This is a genomic window from Streptomyces sp. NPDC018026 (assembly GCF_044327745.1).
GTDB lineage: Bacteria > Actinomycetota > Actinomycetes > Streptomycetales > Streptomycetaceae > Streptomyces > Streptomyces rubrogriseus.
On record NZ_JBIRFY010000011.1, the window covers coordinates 51,834 to 73,946 of the forward strand.

Sequence of the window (22,113 nt, forward strand, 5' to 3'; positions counted from 1 at the left end):
TCCGGGCGGTGTCCATGCCGCGTCCGTCATGGCAGGACGGTGCGGTGCGCTTCCGGTGCCCCGGGGTGCCGCAGCGTGTGCGTCGCGTCACTGACGGTATGGCACAAATTCGTGCCACGGCAACTGGTTGCCGTAATCTGACACCCGAACGTGGCGCCGCCAGAGGGGCGTTGAACCGGGAGGATGCATGCCGCCGAGGAGTAATCCCACTGCCCGACAGGTGCGCCTGGGAACGGAATTGCGCAGGCTGCGCGAGGCTGCCGGCCTGAAGGCTCGTGAGGCGGCAGCGTTCCTGAACTCGACTTCGGGCCAGATGAGTCACGTGGAGCTGGGCATCGCGGCTGTCAGTGCGGAGCGCGTTCGCCGTCTGGCCTCCTATTACGCCTGCACCGACGAGGCGTTGATCGACGCGCTCGTATCCTTGGCGACCGATCGGACGCGCGGCTGGTGGGAGGAGTACCGGGGGGTGTTGCCTCCGGCGTTCCTGGACACCGCTGAAGCCGAGTACCACGCGACGTACCTACGAGAGGTGGTGATCACGCACGTGCCCGGCCTGTTGCAAACCGCCGACTACGCACGCGCGGTCTTCCGCTACATGCGCCCCGAGCTGCCCGAGAGCGAGGTGGCGTCGCGTGTGGAGCACCGGATGAACCGACAGTTGGTCATCGAGCGCGACAATGCGACGCCGTACGAAACCGTTGTTCATGAGTTCGCCCTACGCGTCCACGTGGCTGACCGCCAGGTGTCCCGCACTCAACTGCGCCTTGTTCTGGACGCGATTGAGCAGAAGCGGGCCACAGTGCAGGTCATCCCCGTCGACTGCGAGGGCTTCGGGGGTGCCGGGGCGTCATTGATGTATTTGGGCGGTCCGGTACCTCAACTAGACACCGGGCTGCGCGATTCGCCCACCGGCGCTTCCTTCTGTGATGCGGAGCCTCAGCTGAAAAACCTTCGCACATTGTTCCGTAAGGTGAAGAGCGCGTCGCTGGATTCCGCAGCGTCGCGGGATCTCATTCACCGGTTGGCGAAGGAGCTGTGATGAACTGGCGGAAGTCCACCTATTCCAGCGGCGGCGACGGCGACACCTGCGTCGAGATCGCGGAGTCGGTCACCCACATAGCCATCCGCGACTCCAAGGCCCCCGCCCGCGCGACCCTCTCCGTCCCCGTCCCCGCCTTCGCCGCCTTCGTCGAGGGCGTCAAGCGGCACTCCCGGCCCGGGGCGTGAGTTCCTTGCGGAAGCACACGCGGTTCTGGCCGGGGCCGTCGTAGTCGCTGTGCACGGGCAGGCCGTCGATGCGGTGATCGCCTTCTTCCAGGACGAAGCCCATGGCCCGGTGGAATGCGATGGACCCGGTGTTCGCGGGCGAGGTGATCGCACGCACGTGGCGGCGCTTGGCCTCGGCGGCCCGCTGAAAAAACGTCGTGTAGAGCCCGCGGGCCACACCTTGCCCGCGCAGCGCCGGATCCACCCCCACGAAGTGGATGTATGCCTCGTCCTCGTCGTCGGCGGAGTAGAAGCCGACCAGGAACGCCCTGATACCGGTGTCATCCTCCAGCACCAGGCTGGTGCCGGAGAAGAACTGCAGGAACAGCTTCGGCAGCAGCAGGGACAACTCGTGCGCCTGCTCCGGGGTGCGGGAGTCGCCCCACCACCTCCGCACGCATTCGACGATCGTGCGGTGGTCGGTGACGAGAGCCTGGCGCACCTCTGACATGGTCCGTCCCCTTTCGCATGACGCTCTTCGTTTCCTATCGTCCGTCCATGACGGCTGAATCCGATGAGTCCGACCTCGCGTTCGATCCCTGGAACCCCGCGTTCGTCGCCGACCCCTACCCCGCCTTCGCCGAGCTGCGGGCCCGGGGGCGGGTGCTCTACTACGAGCCGAGCGACCAGTGGCTGGTTCCGCACCACGCGGACGTGTCGGCGCTGCTGCGCGACCGTCGGCTCGGCCGGACGTACCAGCACCGTTTCAGCCACGAGGACTTCGGGCGCACCCCGCCCCCGCCGGAGCAGGAGCCCTTCCACACGCTGAACGACCACGGCATGCTCGACCTGGAGCCGCCGGACCACACCCGGATCCGGCGCCTGGTGTCGAAGGCGTTCACGCCGCGCACCGTGGAGCGGCTGAAGCCGTACGTGCACGGCCTGGCGGACGACCTGGTGGCCCGGCTGGTCGCGGCGGGCGGCGGCGATCTGCTCACCGACGTGGCCGAGCCGCTGCCGGTCGCCGTGATCGCCGAGATGCTGGGCATCCCGGAGTCCGACCGGGCCCCGCTGCGTCCCTGGTCGGCGCAGATCTGCGGGATGTACGAGCTGAACCCGTCCGAGGAGACGGCGGCGAAGGCGGTCCGGGCCTCGCTCGACTTCTCGGACTACCTGCGCACACTCATCGCGGCCCGCCGCAAGGACCCCGGCGACGACCTGATCTCGGGCCTGATCGCGGCGCACGACGAGGACGACGACCGCCTCACCGAGCAGGAGATGATCTCGACCTGCGTCCTGCTCCTGAACGCCGGTCACGAGGCCACGGTGAACGCGACGACCAACGGCTGGCTGGCGCTCTTCCGCCACCCCGACCAGCTGGCCGCCCTGCGCGCGGACCACTCCCTCGTCCCGTCGGCCGTGGAGGAGCTGATGCGCTACGACACCCCGCTCCAGCTCTTCGAACGCTGGGTCCTGGACGAGATCGAGATCGACGGGACGACCCTCCCGCGCGGCGCGGAGGTGGCGATGCTGTTCGGTTCGGCCAACCACGACCCGGCGGTCTTCACCGACCCGGAGCGCCTCGACCTCACCCGCCGGGACAACCCGCACATCTCCTTCAGCGCCGGCATCCACTACTGCATCGGCGCCCCGCTGGCCCGCATCGAACTGGCGGCGTCCATGACGTCCCTGCTGGAGCGGGCCCCGGGGCTGCGCCTGGCGGCGGAACCGGAACGCAGGCCGAACTTCGTGATGCGCGGGCTGAAGGAGCTACGCGTGGAACTCTGAAGCCCTCGAAGACTCCGAGCGCCGGCGCCGTCCCAGCAGCCACGCCCCGAGCCCCCACACCACGGCGGGTACGACGGCCCCGGCGAGGAAGACGAACGGCAGCTCGGTGAGGACGGCGCCGAAGTCCTGCCCGTTGTTCTCGAACTCGTTGCCGAGGTGCCGCTGCGTGCGGTCCGAGGCGCCCCACAGCCACAGGGCCCCCGCGGCACCCGCCATCGACACCAGGCAGCCGCCGTACGTCCCCGCGTCTCGTTTCATGCCCGTCAGGACGTCCGCGCCCCCCGCCCCGGTTTCACGGCGGGGCGGAAGTGGCAGTCGCGACGCCCTATGCCTGGGGCGGGGCGTCGAGGAGGGCCACCCCGTACTCGGCGAGCGCGTCGACGTGGTCCGCGTCGTGACGCGCGTCGGCGTCGCCGACCGAGTGGAAGTAGCCTTCGATCGCCCCGGGGTTGTTGATGACCAGGAGCTCCGCCGTCGTGGTGAGCGGCTGGAACGTGTGGGGCACCGACCGGGGACCGAAGACGTAGGCGCCCGGCCCGGCGTCGTGGACGTCGCACGCGTCGAGCGAGGACGAGCCGATCCAGAAGCGGACGCGACCGGACAGCACCACCCAGCTTTCGTCCTCACGGCTGTGGACGTGCAGGGGCGGTGCGTCCGACCGGCGCGCGGTCACCCGCGCGACGGTGACCACTCCCTGGGTCTCGGTGGTCGACACGACCTGTTCCTGGACGCTGTCGTAGTAGTGGTAGTGGCTGCCTTCGCCGGGGTTGCGTACGAGCGCGACGCTCATGTGGGTGCTCCCCTTCTACTGTGGTTTAGCGTTCAACTATTTCCGTTGCGTCGCCTCCCCGCAAGGGGCCGCCGCGATCCGCCGCGATCTGTCCGGATTCCGACGTCCGCGGCCCGTACCGGCCCCGCGAACGTCACGTCAGGTCCCGCCGCCGCAGCCCGGCGAGCCCCGCCGCCACCAGCGCCCCGGCGATCAGGACCAGCACCAGCACCGGCGACCAGCTCATCTCCCCGCCGGGCAGCTTCGGCAGGTGCCCGAACGGGGACACGTCCAGGACGCTCTGCGGCACGTCCAGCGCCGGTCCGACCCAGCCGAGCAGCAGTACCGCGCCCGCGACGGCCCACGCGGCCACCGCCGCCCGGGGCAGCAGCCCGTGCAGCAGCACCGCGGCCCCGCCGATCACCCACACCGCCGGGAGCTGGACCAGGCACGCGCCCAGGATTGCCCCGAAGTCCTGCCTGTACCCGGCGGCGAAGCCCAGCCCGGCGAGCAGCATGATGAGCGCCGCGCCGCCGAAGGCGATCACCAGGTGGCCCGCGGCCCACCGCAGCCGGCCCACCGCGCCCGCGAGCACCGGTTCCGCGCGCCCGGAGGTCTCCTCGCCGCTGAGCCGCAGCACCGACGCCACGACGTAGAGCGCGGCGATCAGTCCGAGCATGCCGACCATGGCCGACACGAACGCGTCGGTGAGCCCGGCCTGCCCGCCCATCCGCTCGATGATCTCGCGGGCCTGTTCGTTGTCCCCGACCAGATCGGCCGCACCCTCCGTCATCCCGCCGTAGACGACCCCGGCGGCGAAGAAGCCGATGCTCCAGCCGAGGACGCTGCCCCGCTGCAGGCGCCAGGCCAGCGCACCGGCCGTCCGCAGGCGCCCGGCGGCCGGTCCCGGCCGGGTCGGCAGGAAGCTCATGCCGAGGTCCCGGCGTCCGGCCAGCCCGTAGGCCACGGCTCCCTGTGCCGCCGTCGCGACCGCGATCAGCAGCAGCACCCACCACCGCTCGTCGGCGAAGGCCCGCACGTTCTCCAGCCAGCCGAGCGGCGACATCCAGGTCAGGACCGACGAACCGTCGTCCGTCGCCGAGTCGCCCGCCGCCCGCAGGACGAAGGCCCCGCCCAGTACCGCCGCCGTCAGGCCCCGGGCCAGCCGGGCGCTCTCGGTGAGCTGGGCCACGATCGCCGCCATGGTCGCGAAGAGCATCCCGACGCCCGCGACCCCGAGCCCGAGGGCCAGCGCGCCGGCCGCCCCCTGTCCGGCCAGTCCGACGGCGATCAGCAGGGCCAGTACGGCGTTGGCGACCGCGGCCGCCAGCAGCGCCGCCGTGAGCGAGGCCCGGCGGCCGACCATTCCGGAGGCGACGACCTCCTGCCGTCCGCTCTCCTCCTCGTCCCGGGTGTGCCGTACGACGATCAGCAGGCTCATCACCGCGGCGAGCGCCCCCGCGTACAGGCCGACGCGCCAGGCGGTGAGCGCGCCGAGACCGTCGTCGAAGACGGGGCCGACCAGGGCGCGCAGCGAGGCGTTGGTCTCCATCTGCCGCATCAGGTCGGCGCGTTCGGCGGCGGTGCCGTACAGGCCCTTGATGGTGCCCGGCATGGACAGCACCATGAGCGCGTTCACCGCGACCCAGACGGGGATCAGTACCCGGTCGCGGCGCAGGGCGAAGCGCAGCAGCGTGCCGGTGCCGGCCAGTTGGCGCGAGCCCCCGGACCGGGCCGCGAAGGCGCCGGCGGCGGTTTCGGCGGTGGCGGTCATCGCGCCGTCACCTCTGCTCCGGACTCCGCGTCCTCGGCGTCCCCGGCCTGGTAGTGCCGCAGGAACAGCTCCTCCAGCGTCGGCGGCGTCGACGTCAGCGACCGTACGCCCGTCTCGCTCAGCGACCTGAGGACGGCGTCCAGCTTGTCGGTGTCGACCTGGAGCCGGACCCGGTGGCCCTGGACGTCGAGGTCGTGCACGCCGGGCAGGTGGGTGAGGCCGTTCGGGGCGCCCGCGAGTTCGGCGGTGACGCTGGTCCGGGTCAGGTGGCGCAGGTCGGCGAGCGAGCCGCTCTCGACGGTCCGTCCCTTGCGGATGATGCTGACCCGGTCGCACAGCTCCTCGACCTCGCTGAGGATGTGGGAGGAGAGCAGCACCGTCCGGCCGCGCTCGCGCTCCTCCTCCACGCAGCGCTGGAAGACCTCCTCCATCAGCGGGTCGAGTCCGGAGGTGGGTTCGTCGAGGATCAGCAGGTCGACGTCCGAGGCGAAGGCGGCCACCAGGGCCACCTTCTGGCGGTTGCCCTTGGAGTACGTGCGGCCCTTCTTGGTCGGGTCGAGTTCGAACCGCTCGACCAGCTCCGCGCGCCGCCGGGTGTCGAGTCCGCCGCGCAGCCTGCCGTAGAGGTCGATGACCTCGCCGCCGGAGAGGTTGCGCCACAGCGTCACGTCACCGGGGACGTACGCGATCCGCCGGTGCGCCTCCACCGCGTCCGCCCACGGGTCGCGGCCGAGCACCTGCGCGGCGCCGGCGTCGGCGCGCAGCAGGCCGAGCAGGACCCGGATGGTGGTGGACTTGCCGGCCCCGTTGGGCCCGAGGAACCCGTGGACCTCGCCGGTCTCGACCTCCAGGTCGAGGCCGTCCAGAGCATGCGTGCGTCCGAACGACTTGTGGAGTCCGGAGACGCTGATTGCCTTCGTCATGTTTCGGAAAGTACGCTACTTTCAGAAACTTGTGAAGTTAAGGAACCGTCAGGATGATGAGCGACGCAGGGTGAGAGATGATCGACGGATGACGAACGAACCAGCGGGAGCGGCGGGGCCGGGCCGTGACCCCGAGGCGGTGTCGAAGTTCGTGGAGGGCTTCGCGGCCCAGCTCGTCGAGGCCGGGATGCAGCGCATGCCCGCCCGGGTCTTCGCCGCGCTGCTGGCCTCCGACACGGGCTCGCTGACCTCCGCGGAACTCGGCGAGGGCCTCCGCGTCAGCCCCGCCGCCGTCTCCGGTGCCGTGCGCTACCTCTCGCAGCAGCACATGGTCTCGCGCGAGCGCGAACCCGGCTCGCGCCGGGAGCGCTACCGGGTGCACAGCAACCAGTGGTACGAGGCGCTCACCAACCGCGAGGCCATCCTCAAACGCTGGGAGAGCGCGCTGCGCGACGGAGTCACCAGCCTCGGCGCCGACACCCCGGCGGGCCGGCGCATGGCCGAGACCCTCGCCTTCTTCGAGTTCGTCGACGAGGAGATCGCGGCGATGATGGAACGCTGGCGGGTGCACCGGGAGGAGCGGTTCGGGTGACCGCGCCCGATCCGCCACGCCGAGTTGGGGGCTGACCCCGAGCGGCCCTACCCCGCCGGCAGCGTCAGCCCCCACGCCCCCTCGCGGGCCACCCATGTCCGGGTCCCCACCGGCCCGCACACCACCGCGTCGGCCCGGTAGCGGAAGTGCGCCCCCGACACGGTCACCGTCCGTCCGCTCGCCGTCAGCGGCGACGCCTGCGCGCCCACCGACAGGGGCCGTACCTCCACCACGGCCACCCCCGCCGCGCCCGGTGTCACCGACACCCCCTCGACCGGCTGGTCCAGGTCCACCAGCGTCACCCCGTCGACCTCCACCCGCAGCAGGGCCGGGCCGGGCGTACCCGGCGCCACGGCGGTCCGGGCCGTACGCGAGGAGGCCAGCGTCCGTACGAGCGACTGGCAGGTCCGCAGCCAGGGACGGATCGACGCCGCCCCCTCCGGACCGGAGCCCGGGTCCGCCCGTACCGGTACCGGCACGGGAGCGGGCGGAATCCCCACCGTCCCCAGCACCACCCCGTCGCTGTCGTCGACGAGCAGGTCCAGCCGCCGCTCCGCGCCGTCGAGCACGGCCCGCGCCGCCGCCACCGCCCCCGTCGGCAGCCCCAGGGACCGGGCGAGACCGAGCGCCGGCCCCACCGGAACCACGGACAGCGCGCAGCCCGCCAGCTCCCGCCGCCGGTGCAGCAGGGCCACGGTCCGCAGCAGCGCGCTGTCGTCACCGATCACCACCGGGCGCCGCGAACCGCGCCGCCCGAGCGCCCGCGCGAACTCCTCCGGGTCGTCCGGCAGACACACCTTCGTGTGCGCCGCGCCCGCGCTGAGCACGTCTTTCGCGATCCGGACGGACTCCCCGTCCGTCCGTCGGGCGACCGGATCGACGACCACCAGAAGCTGATCGGACCTCGCGGAAGAGTTCGCGGAAGAGCTCGCGGAAGTCGCCACCTCGGCCATGCCTCGCTTCCTCGGGTAGCATCTTTGTGCAAGAGCCCCTTGCGCTGTTGCGCCAGGGGCTTCGTCTATTCCGGGGCACCCGGTCCGACGGTTGGCGGCCAACGACGGTCGCGGTGTACGTGGCGGAAACCCGTCGCATACGCCCTCGACCATGGACATGCCCCGCCCGGAAGGGGTGTACGCGCGTGCCCGCACTTGTGCTGCTCGGTGCTCAGTGGGGTGACGAAGGCAAGGGAAAGGCGACGGACCTGCTCGGTGGTTCCGTCGACTATGTGGTGCGCTACCAGGGCGGCAACAACGCCGGCCACACGGTAGTCGTGGGCGACCAGAAGTACGCCCTTCACCTGCTCCCTTCCGGAATTCTCTCCCCCGGCTGCACGCCGGTCATCGGAAACGGCGTCGTCGTCGACCCGTCGGTCCTGTTCTCCGAGCTGAGCGGGCTGAACGAGCGCGGCGTCGACACGTCCAAGCTCCTGATCAGCGGCAACGCTCACATCATCACGCCGTACAACGTCACCGTCGACAAGGTGACGGAACGCTTCCTCGGCAAGCGCAAGATCGGCACCACCGGCCGCGGCATCGGCCCGACCTACGCGGACAAGATCAACCGCGTGGGCATCCGGGTCCAGGACCTCTACGACGAGTCGATCCTCACCCAGAAGGTCGAGGCGGCGCTCGACGTCAAGAACCAGATGCTCACCAAGCTCTACAACCGCCGCGCCATCGCCACCGGCCAGGTCGTCGAGGAGCTGCTCGGCTACGCGGACAAGCTCGCCCCGTACGTCGCCGACACCGTCCTGGTCCTCAACCAGGCCCTCGACGACGACAAGGTGGTCCTCTTCGAGGGCGGCCAGGGCACGCTGCTGGACATCGACCACGGCACGTACCCCTTCGTCACCTCGTCGAACCCGACCGCGGGCGGCGCCTGCACCGGCGCCGGCGTGGGCCCGACGAAGATCAGCCGGGTCATCGGCATCCTCAAGGCGTACACGACCCGCGTCGGCGCCGGACCGTTCCCGACCGAGCTGTTCGACGAGGACGGCGAGGCCCTGCGCCGCATCGGCGGCGAGCGCGGCGTCACCACCGGCCGCGACCGGCGCTGCGGCTGGTTCGACGCGGTGATCGCCCGCTACGCCACCCGCGTCAACGGCCTCACCGACTTCTTCCTCACCAAGCTCGACGTCCTCACCGGCTGGGAGCAGATCCCGGTCTGCGTGGCCTACGAGATCGACGGCAAGCGCGTCGAGGAGCTGCCGTACTCGCAGACCGACTTCCACCACGCGAAGCCGGTCTACGAGACGCTGCCCGGCTGGAGCGAGGACATCACCAAGGCGAAGTCCTTCTCCGACCTGCCGAAGAACGCCCAGGCGTACGTCAAGGCCCTGGAGGAGATGTCCGGCGCCCCGATCTCCGCGATCGGCGTCGGCCCGGGCCGGGACGAGACGATCGAGATCAACTCGTTCCTGTAGGAGCCGCCCGCGCACCGCGCACGCACCCGACGGCCGGGACCCCGCACGGGGCCCCGGCCGTCGGCGTCGGGACGGCGGATACGCTGGCCGAACCAGCAGGGGCCGGGACAACCCGGTCACCACCCTCACCACGGTCACGACGGACAGCACGGAGCGAGCGGACATGCGGAAGCCCACCACCCGGACGTGGATCTGGCTGACCGCGGCGGTCGTCGTCGTGACCGGCGGGGCCTTCTACGTCGACGGCCACCGGGTCTCCGCCGCGCCGCACGCCGGCGACCCCAAGTGCGACAAGGTCGTCTCCCGCCTCCCGGACGACATACCCGGCGCCTCGCGCGACTGGGCCCTGGGCGACGGGGTCGCGTCCTGGGGCGGCCAGAAGGCGGTGTTCCGCTGCGGCGCCGAGGAACTGCAGCCCAACGTCAACCTCTGCGTCACCGCGGACGGCGTCGACTGGGTCCTGGACGAGGCCCGGCTCAAAAGCGACGGCGTGAGCGTCCTGCGGACGTACGGCCGCTCACCGGCCGTGGAGTTCACGTACTCCGGTCCGCGCGAGGAGGTGGGCGGCATCCTCGCCGCGCTGGACCCCGCCGTGAAGTGGATCCCGCAGGAACGCAAGTGCATCGGCCTCGACGACGCCGCCACCGTCCTGTAGCCGTTCGTTCCCCGCGGCCCTTCGTTCGGCCCCGTTCGCCGGGCGTCCGCGTGCCCGGTGGTGTCGGATCGGAGGCATGACCGACCGCTACAGCGCCGCTTCCTGCCAGGGCCCGTACGGCGGCGAGAACGGCCCCGAGGACTGCGGGGACCCGGTCCGCTTCGAGGTCGCCCGGCACCTGCGGGAGCCGCTGCGGGTGTGCCCCGTCCACCTGGGACCGGCGCTGCTGCTGGCCACCGGGGTGCTGTGGCCGCCGGGCATCGTCCTGGTGCGGTGAGACCGCCGCGGGCCCGGGCACGCCGGGATGGTTCACTGGGGCCCACGCCCCGAGGGGGTCCGGAGGCGGAGGGACGGAAGGAAGCCGTACGGTGCCCGCACGATCCGACGACGTGGCCCGGCGGTTCGAGCTGGACCGGCCCCGGCTGCGGGCGGTCGCGTACCGGATCCTCGGCTCGCTCGGTGAGGCGGACGACGCCCTCCAGGAGGCGTGGCTGCGGGCCGACCGGGCGGACACCTCCCAGGTGGGCAATCCCTCGGGCTGGCTCACCACGGTGGTGGCCCGGGTCTGCCTCAACCTGCTCCGTGCCCGGGATGCCCGCCGAGAGGAGCCGCTGGACGACGGGGCCCGCAGGCAACCGGCGGTCACCGGCACCGCGGCCGACCCCGCCGAGGAGGCGCAGCTCGCCGACGAGGTCGGGATCGCGCTGCTGATCGTCCTGGACACCCTCGGTCCCGCCGAGCGGCTCGCGTTCGTCCTGCACGACATGTTCGACGTGCCCTTCGACGACATCGCCGCGATGCTCGACAAGACCCCCGCCGCCACCCGCCAGCTGGCCAGTCGCGCCCGCCGCCGGGTCCGGGGCGTCCCCGCGCCCGACGCCGACCCGCCCCGCAGGCGCCGCGCCGTCGACGCCTACCTGGCGGCCACCCGCGGCGGCGACTTCGACGCGCTGGTGGCCCTGCTCCACCCGGACGTCGTGCTGCGCGCCGACGCGGCGGTCGTCCCGACGCCCACGCCCGTCACCGTCAGCGGGGTGGACCGGGTGGCCCGGGGCGCGATGGCCTCCATGGGCCGGGCCAGGGCCGCCGCCGTCGTCCTCGTCGACGGCCGGGTGGGCATCGCGATGGCCGAGAACGGCAGGCTGCGCGTCGTGCTCGGCTTCGACTTCGCCGCCGACGGCCGCATCACCGGCATCGACGTGATCGCGGAACCGGCTCGCCTGAACGAACTGGACATCACGGGCATAGGCTGAACTCGTACACGTCGCGTCGGCAGAAGAAGGTGAGTGCGATGCGCGTGCTGCTCAAGGCGACGCTGGACACGGAGAAGGCGAACGAGGCGATCCGCAGCGGGAAACTGCCCGAGCTGATCAACCGCACCCTCGACCACATCAAGCCGGAGGCCGCCTACTTCGGCCCCCTCGGCGGCCGGCGGACCGCCCTGATGGTCTTCGACATGCAGGACAGCTCGGAACTGCCGCCCACCGGCGAGCCGTTCTTCACCGAGCTGAACGCCGAGGTCGAGGTCTCCCCGATCATGAACGCGGACGATCTGCGCAAGGGACTGTCCCAGCTGGCCGGGTGACCAGCTGACCGGCTGACCGGCTGACCGGTTGACTAGCTGAAGACGATCATCGACCCCTGCGCCAGGCTCCGCGTCGCCGCCGCGTGCAGGCCCAGCCACACATGGCGCTCCCGGGCGAACGGGCTGGAGTCGTGCGGCGCGGGCACCGCCGGCTCCTCCAGCTCCGTCGGGGCGAGCGGCGGCCGCGGCGGGGCCGGGGGGTTGGCCGGGTCGATGCCGAGGGCCGGGGCGACGGCCTCCAGTTCCCGCAGCAGGGTGTGCGAGGAGCCCAGGGGGCCGCCGCCCGCCAGGAGTTCGCTGCTGGAGAGCGGGTGCGGGAAGTCGACCGGCACGTAGGCGCCCGCGTGGTCGTAGTGCCAGACCAGGTGGGACTGCTGGGCCGTCGACTCGAACATCTCCAGCAACTGCTCGTAGTCGCCCCCGAGTTCGTCCACCGGGGTCACCGGGAGACCGCACACCTGGAGGAGGTGTGCGCGGCGCAGGAAGTGCAGCGCGTCGTAGTCGAAGCCCGCCACCGGCGCGACCTCGCCGGAGAGCCCCGGCATGTACTGGTACACCGGCACCGGCGGCAGCCCGGCCTCGGCCAGCACCTTGTCGTATTGCGCGAGTTCCTCGGCGAACGGGTTGTCCGGCGTGTGGCACAAGACGTCGACGAGCGGTACCAGCCACAGGTCACAGGCCAAAAGAGGACTCCTCACACAGCACGGTGGTCAGGGCAGCGTAGTCGGTGTGCGTCGTGTCGCGCCGGGGCGCGTTGCGTGCAGATCCCATACCCATCCGGGGGCCGGGCCACGACACGTCCGGCGTTGGTCATTCGCCGGCGAGCCCCTCGATCAGGGCGAGCGAGTGGCTGTTGTACGCGTCGACGAGCGAACGCGCGCCCGGGATGTCGCGCCGGGCCAGGGCGTCGACCAGCGCGGTGTGCCCGCACCACAGCGCGCCGCGCAGCTCGCTGAGCCGGCGCAGGTGCTGCACGGTGCACACCCAGCTCTGCACGCGCAGCCGGTGCAGGAAGTCGCAGAGGTAGGGGTTGCCGAAGAGGGTGGCCAGCTCGCGCCAGTAGCGCAGGTCGTAGCCGATCAGGACGGTCAGGTCCCCGGCCGCGGCGGCGCGCTGGGCCTCCTCGCCGCGCCGGCGGACCCCGGCGAGGGCGGCGGCGATGCGGGGATCGGCCGGGTCGGGACCGCCCGGCAGGTCGGCGGTCAGCGAGAGGAACATGCCGTCGGTCACGAGACTGCGGGCCTCGATCATGCCGCGGAAGTCGGCGACCGAGTACTCGTGGACGCGGAAGCCGCGGTGGTGGTCGGCGTCGAGGAGTCCCTGCGCGGACAGGTCGACCAGGGCCTCGCGCACCGGCGTCGCGGACACGCCGTACTGCTCGGCGATCTCCTTGACCGTGAACTCCTGCCCCGGCTGGAGCCGGCCGGCCAGCACCTCGTCACGGAGCGCGTCGGCGATCTGCTGCCGCAGGGTGCTGCGCGTGACGGCACCGGTACCGCTGGGACCGGGCATGGGCGGGCGTCTCCTCGTCGCGTTCGGGGCGTCGCCCAAGGGCGCCGCTCGGGGGGCGTGCTCGTACACATGTCTACCGCGTACGAGCACGCAACCCTACGCGCCCCGTCCCCTCGTCCCGTTCCGCCTACTCCGTGTACTCGTCCGCCACGGACAGTGCCGTGTCCAGGGCCGCCAGACCCTCCTTCAGCTCCGCCTCGGAGACGTTGCACGGCGGGACCACGTGGGTCCGGTTCATGTTCACGAACGGCCACAGGCCGTGCGCCTTGGCGGAGGCGGCGAACGCGGACATGGGCGCGGCCGCCTGCCCGGTCGCGTTGTAGGGCACCAGCGGCTCCCGGGTCTCCCGGTTCCGCACCAGCTCCAGCGCCCAGAACATGCCGGTCCCGCGCACCTCGCCCACGCTGGGGTGGCGCTCGGCCAGCCCGCGCAGCGCCGGTTCGACGACCTCCGCGCCGAGCCGCGCGGCGTGCTCGACGACGCCCTCCTCCGCCATCACGTTGATCGTGGCGACGGCGGCGGCGCAGGCCAGCGGGTGCCCGGAGTACGTCAGTCCGCCTGGGTAGGGCCGCTCGGCGAAGGTCGCGGCGATCTCGGCGGAGATCGCGACGCCGCCGAGGGGCACATAGCCCGAGTTCACGCCCTTGGCGAAGGTCATCAGGTCGGGCACGACGTCGTACAGCCCGGCCGCGAACCAGGTGCCGGTGCGGCCGAATCCGGCCATGACCTCGTCGAGCACGAACACGATGCCGTACTTGTCGCAGATCTCGCGCACCCCGGCCAGATAGCCGGCCGGCGGCATCATGATCCCCGCGGTGCCCGGGATCGTCTCCAGGACGATCGCGGCGACGGTCCCCGGGCCCTCGAAGGCGATCGTCGTCTCCAGGTGCTCCAGCGCCCGCGCGCACTCCTGCTCCTCGGTCTCGGCGTAGAAGCGCGAGCGGTACAGGAACGGCGCCCAGAAGTGCACGACCCCGGCCGTGCCGCTGTCGGAGGCCCAGCGCCGCGGGTCACCGGTGACGTTGACCGCCTGCTGGGTGCCGCCGTGGTACGAGCGGTAGGCGGAGAGCACCTTGGGGCGGCCGGTGTGCAGCCGGGCCATGCGCAGGGCGTGCTCGACGGCGTCGGCGCCGCCGTTGGTGAAGAAGATCTTGTCCAGGTCGCCGGGCGTCCGCTCGGCGATCAGCCGGGCCGCCTCCGAGCGCGCCTCGACGGCGAACGCGGGCGCGAACGTCGTCATCCGCGCCGCCTGCTCCTGGATCGCGGCGACGACCTTGGGGTGCTGGTAGCCGATGTTGGTGTAGACGAGTCCGCTGGAGAAGTCGAGGTAGCGCTTGCCTTCGTAGTCCCAGAAGTACGACCCCTCGGCGCCGGCGACGGCGAGCGGGTCGATCAGCTCTTGCGCTGACCAGGAGTGGAAGACGTGCGCGCGGTCCGCGGCCTTCACGGCGGCGCCGGCCTGGGGAGAGGGCTGAGGGGTCATGCGGCCGAGGGTAGATGTCCGCGATGCGGAAACGGAATCGGCGTCCTGTCTGCGGTCGGGGGCTTTCCACGACAGGTTGTCGACGGGGTCCGCGGGTCGGCGCCGACGCGTCGCGGGCGCGCGGGGCCCCTCCGTTACGGAACCGTGGACAAGCGGCGACGTACCGCGGGGCCGCCCCGCACTATCCTCGGCCTGTTGTTCAGGTTCGGGGGGAAGGCGGGGCGGTATGCGGAGACTGGGGGACGGGGACCCGCAGCACATCGGGGTCTACCGGCTCTTGGGCCGGCTGGGCACGGGCGGCATGGGTCACGTCTACCTGGCCCGCTCGGACCGCGGGCGCACGGTCGCCGTGAAGCTGGTGCGCGAGGAGCTGGCCGCGGTGGAGGAGTTCCGCGAGCGGTTCCGGCAGGAGGTCGAGTCCGCGCGCCGGGTCGGCGGGTACTGGACGGCGCCCGTACTGGACGCCGACACGGAAGCCGCCGTGCCGTGGGTCGCCACCGGGTACGTCGCCGGGCCGAGCCTCCAGCAGGTCGTCGGGCACGACCACGGCGCGCTGCCGGAACGCTCGGTCCGCACGCTGGGCGCCGGTCTGGCGCACGCGCTCCAGGACATCCACGCCGCCGGGATCGTCCACCGCGACCTCAAGCCGTCCAACGTGCTGGTCACCATCGACGGGCCCCGCGTCATCGACTTCGGCATCGCGCGCGCCCTGGAGACGGTGACGGACGGCGGTGTCACCCGCACCGGCGCGCTCGTCGGTTCCCCCGGCTTCATGGCGCCCGAGCAGGTGCGCGGCGACCGGATCACGCCCGCGTGCGACGTCTTCTGCCTCGGCTCGGTCCTCGTCTACGCCGCCACCGGCAAGCTGCCCTTCGGCGCCGCGAACAGCGGTGCGCACGCCCTGATGTTCCGCATCGCGCAGGAGGAGCCCGACCTGGAGGGCGTGCCCGAGGGCATCGCCGACCTGGTGCGCGACTGCCTGCGGAAGGACCCCGCCGCGCGTCCGGCCCTCGCCGACGTCCTGGAGCGCACGGGCGCGCAGGACACGGTCACCGGCGGCCGCTCCCGCGACCCGTGGCTGCCCAGCGCGCTGGTGGCCCAGCTCGGCCGCCACGCGGTACAGCTCCTGGACACGGAGAACCCCGAAGACCCGGCACAGCCCGGGCACGGCCCGCCCCCTTCGGCCACACCCGGAGCGCCCGCAGCGGCGCCAGGCGGCGCACGGTCCGACGGCGGGGTGAGGCCTGGGGGCGTGGGACCTGGTGGTGTTGGGTCCGGCGGTGTGGGGCCTGGCGGTGCGTGGCCTGGTGGCGCGGGACCTGGCGGTGCCGGTCCGGGCGGTGCAGGGCCTGATGATGCCGACCCCGGCGGCGCAGCACCTGACGGCGTGGGACCGGGCGGTGCAGGGCCCGGCAGTGTCGGCCCCGGTGGTGCGTGGCCGGGTGGTGGCGGGTCCGGCGGCGAGGGTGCTGGGCAGGGGGCCGACGTGGTGTCCGGCGGGCCGCCTCCTCCGGGTGAGCCGGGCAGCGGCGGCGACCCGCTGAACCACCTGCCCACCCTGGTCGCGGGGCGCCCCCCGGCCACGCCGCCCCCGCACGGCGCCCACGGCCACCCCCAGCCGCCGGGCCCGGGGTACGACCCGGCCCCGGGCTGGCCCGCGTCGCAGCCCGGACACCAGCACCCGTACGGCGGCGGGGGCGGCCTCGGCCCGACCCCGCCCCAGGGGCCGCCACCCCCGTACGGACCGCCGCACGAGCCCGTCCGCAGCGGCCGTTCCACCGCGCTGCTGATCGTCGTCGCCCTGGTCGTCGCGCTGGGCGCGGGCGGCTCGGTCTACGCCCTGATGCGCGGGGACGACGACGGCCGGGCGGGCGGCGACCCCACGCCCACGCGGTCCACCGGCGCGCCGCAGGACCCGGGTACGGGCGCCTCCGGCTCGTCCGGTTCGACGGGGGGCCAGTCGCCGTCGACCGGTTCGACCGCCCCGGCCGCCGACGAGGGCACGGTCCCGGCCGGGTACGTGGGCGACTGGTCGACCAGTATCGACAACGCCTCCGGAACGCACCCCCGCACGGTGAGCATCGCGCAGGGCGAGGTCGGCGACACGGTGCTGACCCTCGTGGCGGACGGGCCGACGGACACCGGCACGTACCACTGCGTGTTCGAGGCCGTTCTCCAGGCCGAGCCGGGCCCCGGAGGTCCGCTGCGGCTCGGTCCGTCCGAGGTCAGGACCGGTCCGGCCAGCAGTTGCACCCCGGGCGGGCCCAGCACGGTCACCCTGCGCCAGGACGGCAGCCTGGAACGCACCAACGACGACACCGGCGAATCCCTGCTCTACACCCGCACCCAGGGGTACTGACGCGGCGTGCGGGTCGGGCGGGCCGGGCGTGGCCCGCGCCGCTCGGGGTCAGCGGGGCTCCGGCGGACGCTGGCGGGGCATGTTCGGACGGGTGCCGTTCTGCGGGGGGAGCGGGAACCGGCCGGCGGCGCCCGTGCCCGCGCCGTCCGGGCGCGGCCCGTCGGCCGCCGCCGCGGCGTGCGGTCCCAGCGGCCCCGGTCCCGGGCGGAAGCACACCATCCAGTCCGCCGTCTCCGCCCGCACCAGTTCCGTCACGTCCTCCGAGAACCGCCGCAGCACCAGCAGGCACCGCTCCGCCGCCTCGCTCGCCGTCCCGTCCGCCGGGCCCAGCACCTCCCGCACGCTCTCCGACGCCCAGTCGAACTGGAGCGCCTGGAGCCGCCGCTGCACCGCCTGTGCCGTGGCCACGTCCCGCATCCAGCCGGACGTCACCCCGAAGTACCGGTCGCCCGCCACACACGCCACCGCCCACAGCAGCGCCAGATACCCCCAGGGCGCGACCCCGCCCACCGCACCCGACAGGTCGAGCAGCGGCAGCGCCGCCCCGGCCGCCGCACCCACCGCGGCCCCGCCCCGCAGCAGTACGGCACCGCGCCGCTTCCACACCCGGTCCGCGAGATACCAGGCCGCCGTGTCCAGCGCGCCCCGCTCCACCCACCGGTACAGCTCGTCCAGCCGCTCGGCGGGCAGTGCCCAGTCCCCGAGGGGAAACGTCCGCCCGGTCAGGTCGCCGGGCCGCGTCCCGGCCGCCCCGCCCTCGCCGTCCCGCCCGCTCCGCGGTGGCCTCTCGGGCTGCATCTCCGGCTGACCCACCCGGCACTCCCTACTGCTCGCCACTGCTCGCCGTACCGCTCGCCGTCCGTGAGGACTCGTACGCCGGAACCCCGCGCCGGAACCCTTCCTACCGCCCAATGGGTGGCGAAGGGCCGGGTTCCGTCGCTTTTCCGCCCGGAAGAGGGCGTTGATCAGGTATAGGGCTCCCAGGGCGTCACTCGAAAGAGTGCTGGGGCGAGGGCCGCCCGGACCACGTAGGCTCGTGCCGAACGGCAAAACCGTAGTGACCGGACGTGATGGGAGCTGAACGTGATCCCCGGTGGTGGCCAGCCCAACATGCAGCAGCTGCTCCAGCAGGCCCAGAAGATGCAGCAGGACCTGGCGAAGGCCCAGGAGGAACTGGCGCAGACCGAGGTCGAGGGCCAGGCGGGCGGCGGCCTGGTGAAGGCCACGGTCACCGGCTCCGGCGAGCTGCGCGGCCTCGTCATCGACCCGAAGGCGGTGGACCCGGAGGACACCGAGACCCTCGCCGACCTGGTCGTCGCCGCCGTCCAGGCGGCCAACGAGAACGCGCAGAACCTCCAGCAGCAGAAGCTCGGCCCGCTCGCCCAGGGCCTGGGCGGTGGCGGCAGCGGCATCCCCGGCCTGCCGTTCTGAGTCCGCGTTCCCGGCTTTCCGGGTTCGCCTTTCTCAGACCGGCCGAAGCCATCTACCGTACGTAGTGCACGAACCTCGGGAAGGACGGCAGTCCGTTGTACGAAGGCGTGGTCCAGGACCTCATCGACGAACTCGGGCGATTGCCCGGCGTCGGTCCCAAGAGCGCGCAGCGGATCGCCTTCCACATCCTGCAGGCGGAGCCGGCCGACGTACGGCGGCTCGCGCAGTCCCTCATGGAAGTGAAGGCCAAGGTCCGCTTCTGCGCGACCTGCGGGAACGTCGCGCAGGAGGAGCAGTGCAACATCTGCCGCGACACCCGGCGCGACCCTTCCGTCATCTGTGTGGTGGAGGAACCGAAGGACGTTGTCGCCATCGAGCGCACCCGCGAGTTCCGCGGGCGCTACCACGTGCTCGGCGGCGCGATCAGCCCGATCGACGGGGTCGGCCCGGACGACCTGCGCATCCGTGAGCTGCTGGCCCGCCTGGCGGACGGCACGGTCACGGAACTGATCCTGGCCACGGACCCGAATCTGGAGGGCGAGGCCACGGCCACGTACCTCGCCCGCATGATCAAGCCCATGGGCCTCAAGGTCACCCGCCTGGCCAGCGGCCTCCCGGTGGGCGGCGACCTGGAATACGCGGACGAGGTGACCCTCGGCCGCGCCTTCGAGGGGAGACGACTCCTAGATGTCTGACGCCACGCTGCACGCGACCGACCAGAACCCGGACGACTTCGCGGTCCAGATCGCCGACCAGATCGAGAGCTTCCTGGTGGCCGTCACCGAGGTGGCGAAGGGCGACGAGCCCGACTCGGCCGTCCCCTTCCTCCTCCTGGAGGTGTCCCAGCTGATGCTGGCCGGCGGCCGGCTGGGCGCCCACGAGGACATCGTCCCCGACGAGCGCTACGAGCCCGACCCGGGCCCGGAACTCGACGTGGACGAGATCCGGGAGAACCTGGCCCGCATCCTCGACCCGGTCGACGTCTACTCCGAGGTCTTCGACCCCTACGAGCCGCGCAAGGCCCCGGTCCCGGCGCGTATCTCCGACGACCTCACCGACGTCATCACCGACCTCCGCCACGGCATGGTCCACTACAAGGCCGGCCGCACCACGGAGGCGCTGTGGTGGTGGCAGTTCTCCTACTTCTCCAACTGGGGCTCCACCGCCTCCGCGACCCTGCGCGCCCTCCAGTCCGTCGTCGCCCACGTCCGCCTGAACCAGCCCCTGGAGGAGCTGGACGGCCTCGACACCGACCAGGAGCTGGGCGACGAGACCCTGGAGTCGGAGGCCGGCCGGGTCATGGTCCGGGAGATCGCGGGACCGCTGGGCCTGCGGCCGGTCAAGTAGCGGCGCCCTCCGGGCTGTCAGGGCCCTCCGGGGTGCCCGGGCCGGCCGGGGTGCCCGGGCCCTCCAGGGTGTCCGCGCCGTCCGGGACGTCGATCAGGCGGAGGAACGCGGTCGCCGCGGGCGTGCGGCTGCCGGCGGGCCAGATCGCGTACTCGACCCGGGCCGGTGCGTCGGTGACCTGGAGCGTGGTCACGCCGCTGAGCTGGGGCACGTACGCGGAGGGCAGCATCGCCACGCCGAGGCCCTGTCCGACCAGCCGGGCCAGGAACTGCGTGTTCGTCACTTCGAAGGCGACGTCACGGGTGAGGCCGGCGGCGGAGAAGGCCAGGTCGGACTGGGCACGGCCGGCGGTCTTCGCCGGCAGGTCCACGAACACCTCCTCGGCGAGCCGTCGCAGATCGACCGGCCCCCCGCCGGCGAGCGGGTGATCGGGGGAGACCACGGCGACGAGCCGGTCCCGGCCGATCACATGGGCCTCGACCCCCTTGGGGCGGGCGGTGGTCGGAAGCCCGACGAAGGCGACCTGGATGTCCCCTTCCCCGACCCGCTCGACGAGTTCCTCGCTGGCGCCCACGCGCAGGCTGACGCGCACCTTCGGCCACTGGCGGCGGAAGTCGCGCAGGGCGCGCGGGATGTCGACGGCGGCCACGGACGAGATCACGCCGACGCGGAGCTGCCCGCGGACCTCCCCGACGGCGGCGGCGACCTCGTCGGCCGCGCGCTCGGCGGCCGCCAGGCACTGGCGGGCCGCCGGCAGAAACGCCTCCCCGGCCGGTGTCAGCCGCACCCGGCGGGTGGTGCGCTCGAAGAGCCTGGCTCCCAGCTCCTGCTCCAGCCGCGCGACCTGGTGGCTGAGGGCGGACTGCACGACGTGGCACCGCTCGGCGGCCCGGGTGAAGCTCATGGTCTCGGCGACCGCGAGCACGTAGCGCATCTGCTGGAGCTCCATGGCATCCATCGTGGATCACGATGAACGGGATGACAAACATGTGTTGGACTCATGGATCGGGCGGGGAGCAGACTCCGTTGCCATGTCCGCACACGTGCAAGAGACCTCGTCCTCGTCCCTGAAGGGATGGCTGGGTGTCGCCGCCATCACGGCCAGTCTCTTCGTCTTCCTGACCACCGAACTGATGCCCGTGGGCCTGCTCACTCCGCTGAGCGAGGACCTGGACATCTCCGTCGGCGCCGCCGGCCTCATGGTCACCGCGCAGGGCGTCGCGGCCGGCCTCGGCGTGCCGTTCATCGTCGCCTGGACCAGGCGCGTCGACCGGCGCCGGCTGCTCACCACGCTGCTGGCGGTGCTCGCCCTGGGCAACCTCGTCACCGCCGTCTCGCCGAGCTACCCGCTGATCCTCGCCACCCGGCTCGGCATGGGCTTCGCCAGCGGTGTCTTCTGGGCCATCGGCGTGAGCATGGCCATGCGGATCGTGCCCGAACGGCACGCGAACCGGGCCGCCGCGGTGGTGATGTCCGGCATCTCCATGGCCACGGTCGTCGGCATCCCGCTCGGCACCGTCATCGAGGCGGGGACCGACTGGCGGACCACCTTCGGCATCTGGGCCGGCCTCGGCGTGCTGGTCCTCGTCGCGGTCGCGGCCCTCGTTCCGTCGATGCCGTCGCGGAACGCCGTGTCCGTCCGCGAGGTCTTCCGGCTGCCGGTCAGGAACGGGCGGCTGCGCACGGTGCTGTTCGTCGTCGTCTTCTTCGTGCTCGGCCACTTCGGCGCCTACACGTTCGTGCGCCCCTACCTGGAGGACACCGCGGACGCGTCGTCCGGCTTCGTCACGACCGTCCTGATCATCTTCGGTGTCGGCGGCGCGGCCGGTAACTTCATCGCCGGACACACGGTGGACAAGAGCCTGCGCGGCACCTTCGGCATCGGTCTCGTGGGACTCCTGGTGGCCCTGTTGCTGCTGCGCTTCGTCGGGAACGGGGAACCCGGCGCCGTCGCCGCACTGGTTTTGTGGGGACTCTCCTTCGGCGCCGTGCAGCTGTCCCAGATCAACATGACGCTCGCCTCCGCGCCCGACACCTTCGAAGCCGCCATGTCGCTCAACACCATGGCGTACAACACCTGCATCGCGCTCGGCGCGCTCTTCGGCGGTCTGCTCGTCGACCACGCCGGCGTCACGAGCGTCCTCTGGTTCGGCGTGATCCTGGCCGCGGCCTCGCTGCTGCTGCGCCTCACCACCGGCCGGGGGACGAAGAACCCGGACGGCGTGACCGAGGACGACCTCGCCCGTACCGCCGGATGAGCCGAGAGG

Annotated in this window: 25 protein-coding genes; 14 read left to right on the forward strand and 11 right to left on the reverse strand. The window is 72.4% G+C overall.

Going from position 1 to position 22,113, the window contains the following annotated elements; all coding sequences use genetic code 11:
* Positions 1-187 precede the first annotated feature (187 nt).
* Positions 188-1,039: a helix-turn-helix domain-containing protein gene (locus ACH4D3_RS29130; RefSeq protein ID WP_398327943.1), complete on the forward strand. Its 852-nt coding sequence runs from the start codon at positions 188-190 to the stop codon at positions 1,037-1,039.
* The gene (locus ACH4D3_RS29135; protein WP_398327946.1) at positions 1,039-1,227 is read left to right on the forward strand and encodes a DUF397 domain-containing protein; all 189 of its coding nucleotides are present in this window, start codon (positions 1,039-1,041) and stop codon (positions 1,225-1,227) included. The genes ACH4D3_RS29130 and ACH4D3_RS29135 overlap by 1 nt, the downstream gene beginning before the upstream one ends.
* Here the strand turns inward: ACH4D3_RS29135 and ACH4D3_RS29140 are convergent.
* A complete protein-coding gene (locus tag ACH4D3_RS29140; protein WP_398327949.1) occupies positions 1,199-1,717 on the reverse strand; it encodes a GNAT family N-acetyltransferase in 519 nt (172 codons plus the stop codon). The two genes, ACH4D3_RS29135 and ACH4D3_RS29140, sit on opposite strands and share 29 nt — an antisense overlap.
* Positions 1,718-1,764: 47 nt before the next feature.
* Between ACH4D3_RS29140 and ACH4D3_RS29145 the strand changes: the two genes are divergently transcribed.
* Entirely contained in the window at positions 1,765-2,994 is a 1,230-nt protein-coding gene (locus ACH4D3_RS29145) for a cytochrome P450 (protein ID WP_398327952.1), read from the forward strand.
* On the opposite strand, the gene ACH4D3_RS29150 is transcribed toward ACH4D3_RS29145, so the two are convergent.
* The 4 genes from ACH4D3_RS29150 to ACH4D3_RS29165 form a co-directional block, all read right to left on the reverse strand.
* Positions 2,977-3,252, reverse strand: a complete 276-nt coding sequence (locus ACH4D3_RS29150; protein WP_398327955.1) for a hypothetical protein — start codon at positions 3,250-3,252, stop codon at positions 2,977-2,979. The genes ACH4D3_RS29145 and ACH4D3_RS29150 overlap by 18 nt on opposite strands.
* Before the next feature lie 67 nt (positions 3,253-3,319).
* The gene (locus ACH4D3_RS29155) at positions 3,320-3,784 is read right to left on the reverse strand and encodes a cupin domain-containing protein (RefSeq protein ID WP_398327958.1); all 465 of its coding nucleotides are present in this window, start codon (positions 3,782-3,784) and stop codon (positions 3,320-3,322) included.
* Positions 3,785-3,917: 133 nt separating this feature from the next.
* A complete protein-coding gene (locus ACH4D3_RS29160) occupies positions 3,918-5,537 on the reverse strand; it encodes an ABC transporter permease (protein WP_398327961.1) in 1,620 nt (539 codons plus the stop codon).
* Positions 5,534-6,460 carry an ATP-binding cassette domain-containing protein gene (locus ACH4D3_RS29165; RefSeq protein ID WP_398327964.1) on the reverse strand — a complete coding sequence of 309 codons (927 nt, stop codon included), beginning with the start codon at positions 6,458-6,460 and terminating at the stop codon, positions 5,534-5,536. The genes ACH4D3_RS29160 and ACH4D3_RS29165 overlap by 4 nt, the downstream gene beginning before the upstream one ends.
* An 88-nt stretch (positions 6,461-6,548) precedes the next feature.
* On the opposite strand from ACH4D3_RS29165, the gene ACH4D3_RS29170 reads away from it, so the two are divergent.
* Positions 6,549-7,052 carry a GbsR/MarR family transcriptional regulator gene (locus ACH4D3_RS29170; protein WP_398327967.1) on the forward strand — a complete coding sequence of 168 codons (504 nt, stop codon included), beginning with the start codon at positions 6,549-6,551 and terminating at the stop codon, positions 7,050-7,052.
* A gap of 47 nt (positions 7,053-7,099) precedes the next feature.
* On the opposite strand, the gene ACH4D3_RS29175 is transcribed toward ACH4D3_RS29170, so the two are convergent.
* On the reverse strand, positions 7,100-8,005 hold the full coding sequence (locus ACH4D3_RS29175; RefSeq protein WP_398327970.1) for a diacylglycerol kinase: 906 nt from the start codon (positions 8,003-8,005) through the stop codon (positions 7,100-7,102).
* 185 nt (positions 8,006-8,190) lie between these two features.
* On the opposite strand from ACH4D3_RS29175, the gene ACH4D3_RS29180 reads away from it, so the two are divergent.
* The 5 genes from ACH4D3_RS29180 to ACH4D3_RS29200 all read left to right on the forward strand — a co-directional run bounded on the left by ACH4D3_RS29180 (position 8,191) and on the right by ACH4D3_RS29200 (position 11,714).
* A complete protein-coding gene (locus ACH4D3_RS29180; RefSeq protein WP_398327973.1) occupies positions 8,191-9,474 on the forward strand; it encodes an adenylosuccinate synthase in 1,284 nt (427 codons plus the stop codon).
* A 163-nt stretch (positions 9,475-9,637) separates the two neighbouring features.
* Positions 9,638-10,129, forward strand: coding sequence for a DUF3515 family protein (locus ACH4D3_RS29185; protein WP_398327976.1), 492 nt, complete (start codon positions 9,638-9,640; stop codon positions 10,127-10,129).
* 76 nt (positions 10,130-10,205) lie between these two features.
* Complete coding sequence (locus ACH4D3_RS29190; protein WP_398327979.1) at positions 10,206-10,406, forward strand: hypothetical protein; 201 nt, start codon at positions 10,206-10,208, stop codon at positions 10,404-10,406.
* 91 nt (positions 10,407-10,497) lie between these two features.
* Positions 10,498-11,382 carry a sigma-70 family RNA polymerase sigma factor gene (locus ACH4D3_RS29195; RefSeq protein WP_398327982.1) on the forward strand — a complete coding sequence of 295 codons (885 nt, stop codon included), beginning with the start codon at positions 10,498-10,500 and terminating at the stop codon, positions 11,380-11,382.
* A 38-nt stretch (positions 11,383-11,420) separates the two neighbouring features.
* Positions 11,421-11,714: a hypothetical protein gene (locus ACH4D3_RS29200; protein WP_398327985.1), complete on the forward strand. Its 294-nt coding sequence runs from the start codon at positions 11,421-11,423 to the stop codon at positions 11,712-11,714.
* A 32-nt stretch (positions 11,715-11,746) separates the two neighbouring features.
* On the opposite strand, the gene ACH4D3_RS29205 is transcribed toward ACH4D3_RS29200, so the two are convergent.
* From ACH4D3_RS29205 to ACH4D3_RS29215, 3 genes are all read right to left on the reverse strand, one after another.
* A complete protein-coding gene (locus ACH4D3_RS29205) occupies positions 11,747-12,397 on the reverse strand; it encodes a hypothetical protein (protein WP_398327988.1) in 651 nt (216 codons plus the stop codon).
* Between the two features lie 127 nt (positions 12,398-12,524).
* Positions 12,525-13,226 carry a GntR family transcriptional regulator gene (locus tag ACH4D3_RS29210; protein WP_398327991.1) on the reverse strand — a complete coding sequence of 234 codons (702 nt, stop codon included), beginning with the start codon at positions 13,224-13,226 and terminating at the stop codon, positions 12,525-12,527.
* A gap of 127 nt (positions 13,227-13,353) precedes the next feature.
* A complete protein-coding gene (locus tag ACH4D3_RS29215; RefSeq protein ID WP_398327993.1) occupies positions 13,354-14,709 on the reverse strand; it encodes an aspartate aminotransferase family protein in 1,356 nt (451 codons plus the stop codon).
* 226 nt (positions 14,710-14,935) lie between these two features.
* On the opposite strand from ACH4D3_RS29215, the gene ACH4D3_RS29220 reads away from it, so the two are divergent.
* The gene (locus ACH4D3_RS29220) at positions 14,936-17,068 is read left to right on the forward strand and encodes a serine/threonine-protein kinase (protein ID WP_398327996.1); all 2,133 of its coding nucleotides are present in this window, start codon (positions 14,936-14,938) and stop codon (positions 17,066-17,068) included.
* Between the two features lie 48 nt (positions 17,069-17,116).
* Here ACH4D3_RS29220 and ACH4D3_RS29225 read toward each other — a convergent pair whose 3' ends face one another.
* A complete protein-coding gene (locus tag ACH4D3_RS29225) occupies positions 17,117-17,881 on the reverse strand; it encodes an SLATT domain-containing protein (protein WP_398327999.1) in 765 nt (254 codons plus the stop codon).
* Between the two features lie 270 nt (positions 17,882-18,151).
* Between ACH4D3_RS29225 and ACH4D3_RS29230 the strand changes: the two genes are divergently transcribed.
* From ACH4D3_RS29230 to ACH4D3_RS29240, 3 genes are all read left to right on the forward strand, one after another.
* Positions 18,152-18,499: a YbaB/EbfC family nucleoid-associated protein gene (locus ACH4D3_RS29230; RefSeq protein WP_398328002.1), complete on the forward strand. Its 348-nt coding sequence runs from the start codon at positions 18,152-18,154 to the stop codon at positions 18,497-18,499.
* A 95-nt stretch (positions 18,500-18,594) separates the two neighbouring features.
* On the forward strand, positions 18,595-19,194 hold the full coding sequence (gene recR, locus ACH4D3_RS29235; protein ID WP_398328005.1) for a recombination mediator RecR: 600 nt from the start codon (positions 18,595-18,597) through the stop codon (positions 19,192-19,194).
* Complete coding sequence (locus ACH4D3_RS29240) at positions 19,187-19,846, forward strand: DUF5063 domain-containing protein (protein WP_109029360.1); 660 nt, start codon at positions 19,187-19,189, stop codon at positions 19,844-19,846. The genes recR and ACH4D3_RS29240 overlap by 8 nt, the downstream gene beginning before the upstream one ends.
* Here ACH4D3_RS29240 and ACH4D3_RS29245 read toward each other — a convergent pair.
* Positions 19,839-20,795: a LysR family transcriptional regulator gene (locus tag ACH4D3_RS29245; RefSeq protein WP_398328008.1), complete on the reverse strand. Its 957-nt coding sequence runs from the start codon at positions 20,793-20,795 to the stop codon at positions 19,839-19,841. The two genes, ACH4D3_RS29240 and ACH4D3_RS29245, sit on opposite strands and share 8 nt — an antisense overlap.
* An 82-nt stretch (positions 20,796-20,877) precedes the next feature.
* On the opposite strand from ACH4D3_RS29245, the gene ACH4D3_RS29250 reads away from it, so the two are divergent.
* Positions 20,878-22,104, forward strand: coding sequence for an MFS transporter (locus ACH4D3_RS29250; RefSeq protein ID WP_398328011.1), 1,227 nt, complete (start codon positions 20,878-20,880; stop codon positions 22,102-22,104).
* The last annotated feature ends 9 nt before the right edge of the window (positions 22,105-22,113 follow it).

Bases quoted from the DNA above. Each gene is read 5' to 3' on its own strand.
- ACH4D3_RS29130 (WP_398327943.1), top strand. From the start codon at position 188: ATGCCGCCGAGGAGTAATCCCACTGCCCGACAGGTGCGCCTGGGAACG.
- ACH4D3_RS29135 (WP_398327946.1), top strand. From the start codon at position 1,039: ATGAACTGGCGGAAGTCCACCTATTCCAGCGGCGGCGACGGCGACACC.
- ACH4D3_RS29140 (WP_398327949.1), bottom strand. From the start codon at position 1,717: ATGTCAGAGGTGCGCCAGGCTCTCGTCACCGACCACCGCACGATCGTC.
- ACH4D3_RS29145 (WP_398327952.1), top strand. From the start codon at position 1,765: ATGACGGCTGAATCCGATGAGTCCGACCTCGCGTTCGATCCCTGGAAC.
- ACH4D3_RS29150 (WP_398327955.1), bottom strand. From the start codon at position 3,252: ATGAAACGAGACGCGGGGACGTACGGCGGCTGCCTGGTGTCGATGGCG.
- ACH4D3_RS29155 (WP_398327958.1), bottom strand. From the start codon at position 3,784: ATGAGCGTCGCGCTCGTACGCAACCCCGGCGAAGGCAGCCACTACCAC.
- ACH4D3_RS29160 (WP_398327961.1), bottom strand. From the start codon at position 5,537: ATGACCGCCACCGCCGAAACCGCCGCCGGCGCCTTCGCGGCCCGGTCC.
- ACH4D3_RS29165 (WP_398327964.1), bottom strand. From the start codon at position 6,460: ATGACGAAGGCAATCAGCGTCTCCGGACTCCACAAGTCGTTCGGACGC.
- ACH4D3_RS29170 (WP_398327967.1), top strand. From the start codon at position 6,549: ATGACGAACGAACCAGCGGGAGCGGCGGGGCCGGGCCGTGACCCCGAG.
- ACH4D3_RS29175 (WP_398327970.1), bottom strand. From the start codon at position 8,005: ATGGCCGAGGTGGCGACTTCCGCGAGCTCTTCCGCGAACTCTTCCGCG.
- ACH4D3_RS29185 (WP_398327976.1), top strand. From the start codon at position 9,638: ATGCGGAAGCCCACCACCCGGACGTGGATCTGGCTGACCGCGGCGGTC.
- ACH4D3_RS29190 (WP_398327979.1), top strand. From the start codon at position 10,206: ATGACCGACCGCTACAGCGCCGCTTCCTGCCAGGGCCCGTACGGCGGC.
- ACH4D3_RS29200 (WP_398327985.1), top strand. From the start codon at position 11,421: ATGCGCGTGCTGCTCAAGGCGACGCTGGACACGGAGAAGGCGAACGAG.
- ACH4D3_RS29210 (WP_398327991.1), bottom strand. From the start codon at position 13,226: ATGCCCGGTCCCAGCGGTACCGGTGCCGTCACGCGCAGCACCCTGCGG.
- ACH4D3_RS29215 (WP_398327993.1), bottom strand. From the start codon at position 14,709: ATGACCCCTCAGCCCTCTCCCCAGGCCGGCGCCGCCGTGAAGGCCGCG.
- ACH4D3_RS29220 (WP_398327996.1), top strand. From the start codon at position 14,936: ATGCGGAGACTGGGGGACGGGGACCCGCAGCACATCGGGGTCTACCGG.
- ACH4D3_RS29240 (WP_109029360.1), top strand. From the start codon at position 19,187: ATGTCTGACGCCACGCTGCACGCGACCGACCAGAACCCGGACGACTTC.
- ACH4D3_RS29245 (WP_398328008.1), bottom strand. From the start codon at position 20,795: ATGGAGCTCCAGCAGATGCGCTACGTGCTCGCGGTCGCCGAGACCATG.
- ACH4D3_RS29250 (WP_398328011.1), top strand. From the start codon at position 20,878: ATGTCCGCACACGTGCAAGAGACCTCGTCCTCGTCCCTGAAGGGATGG.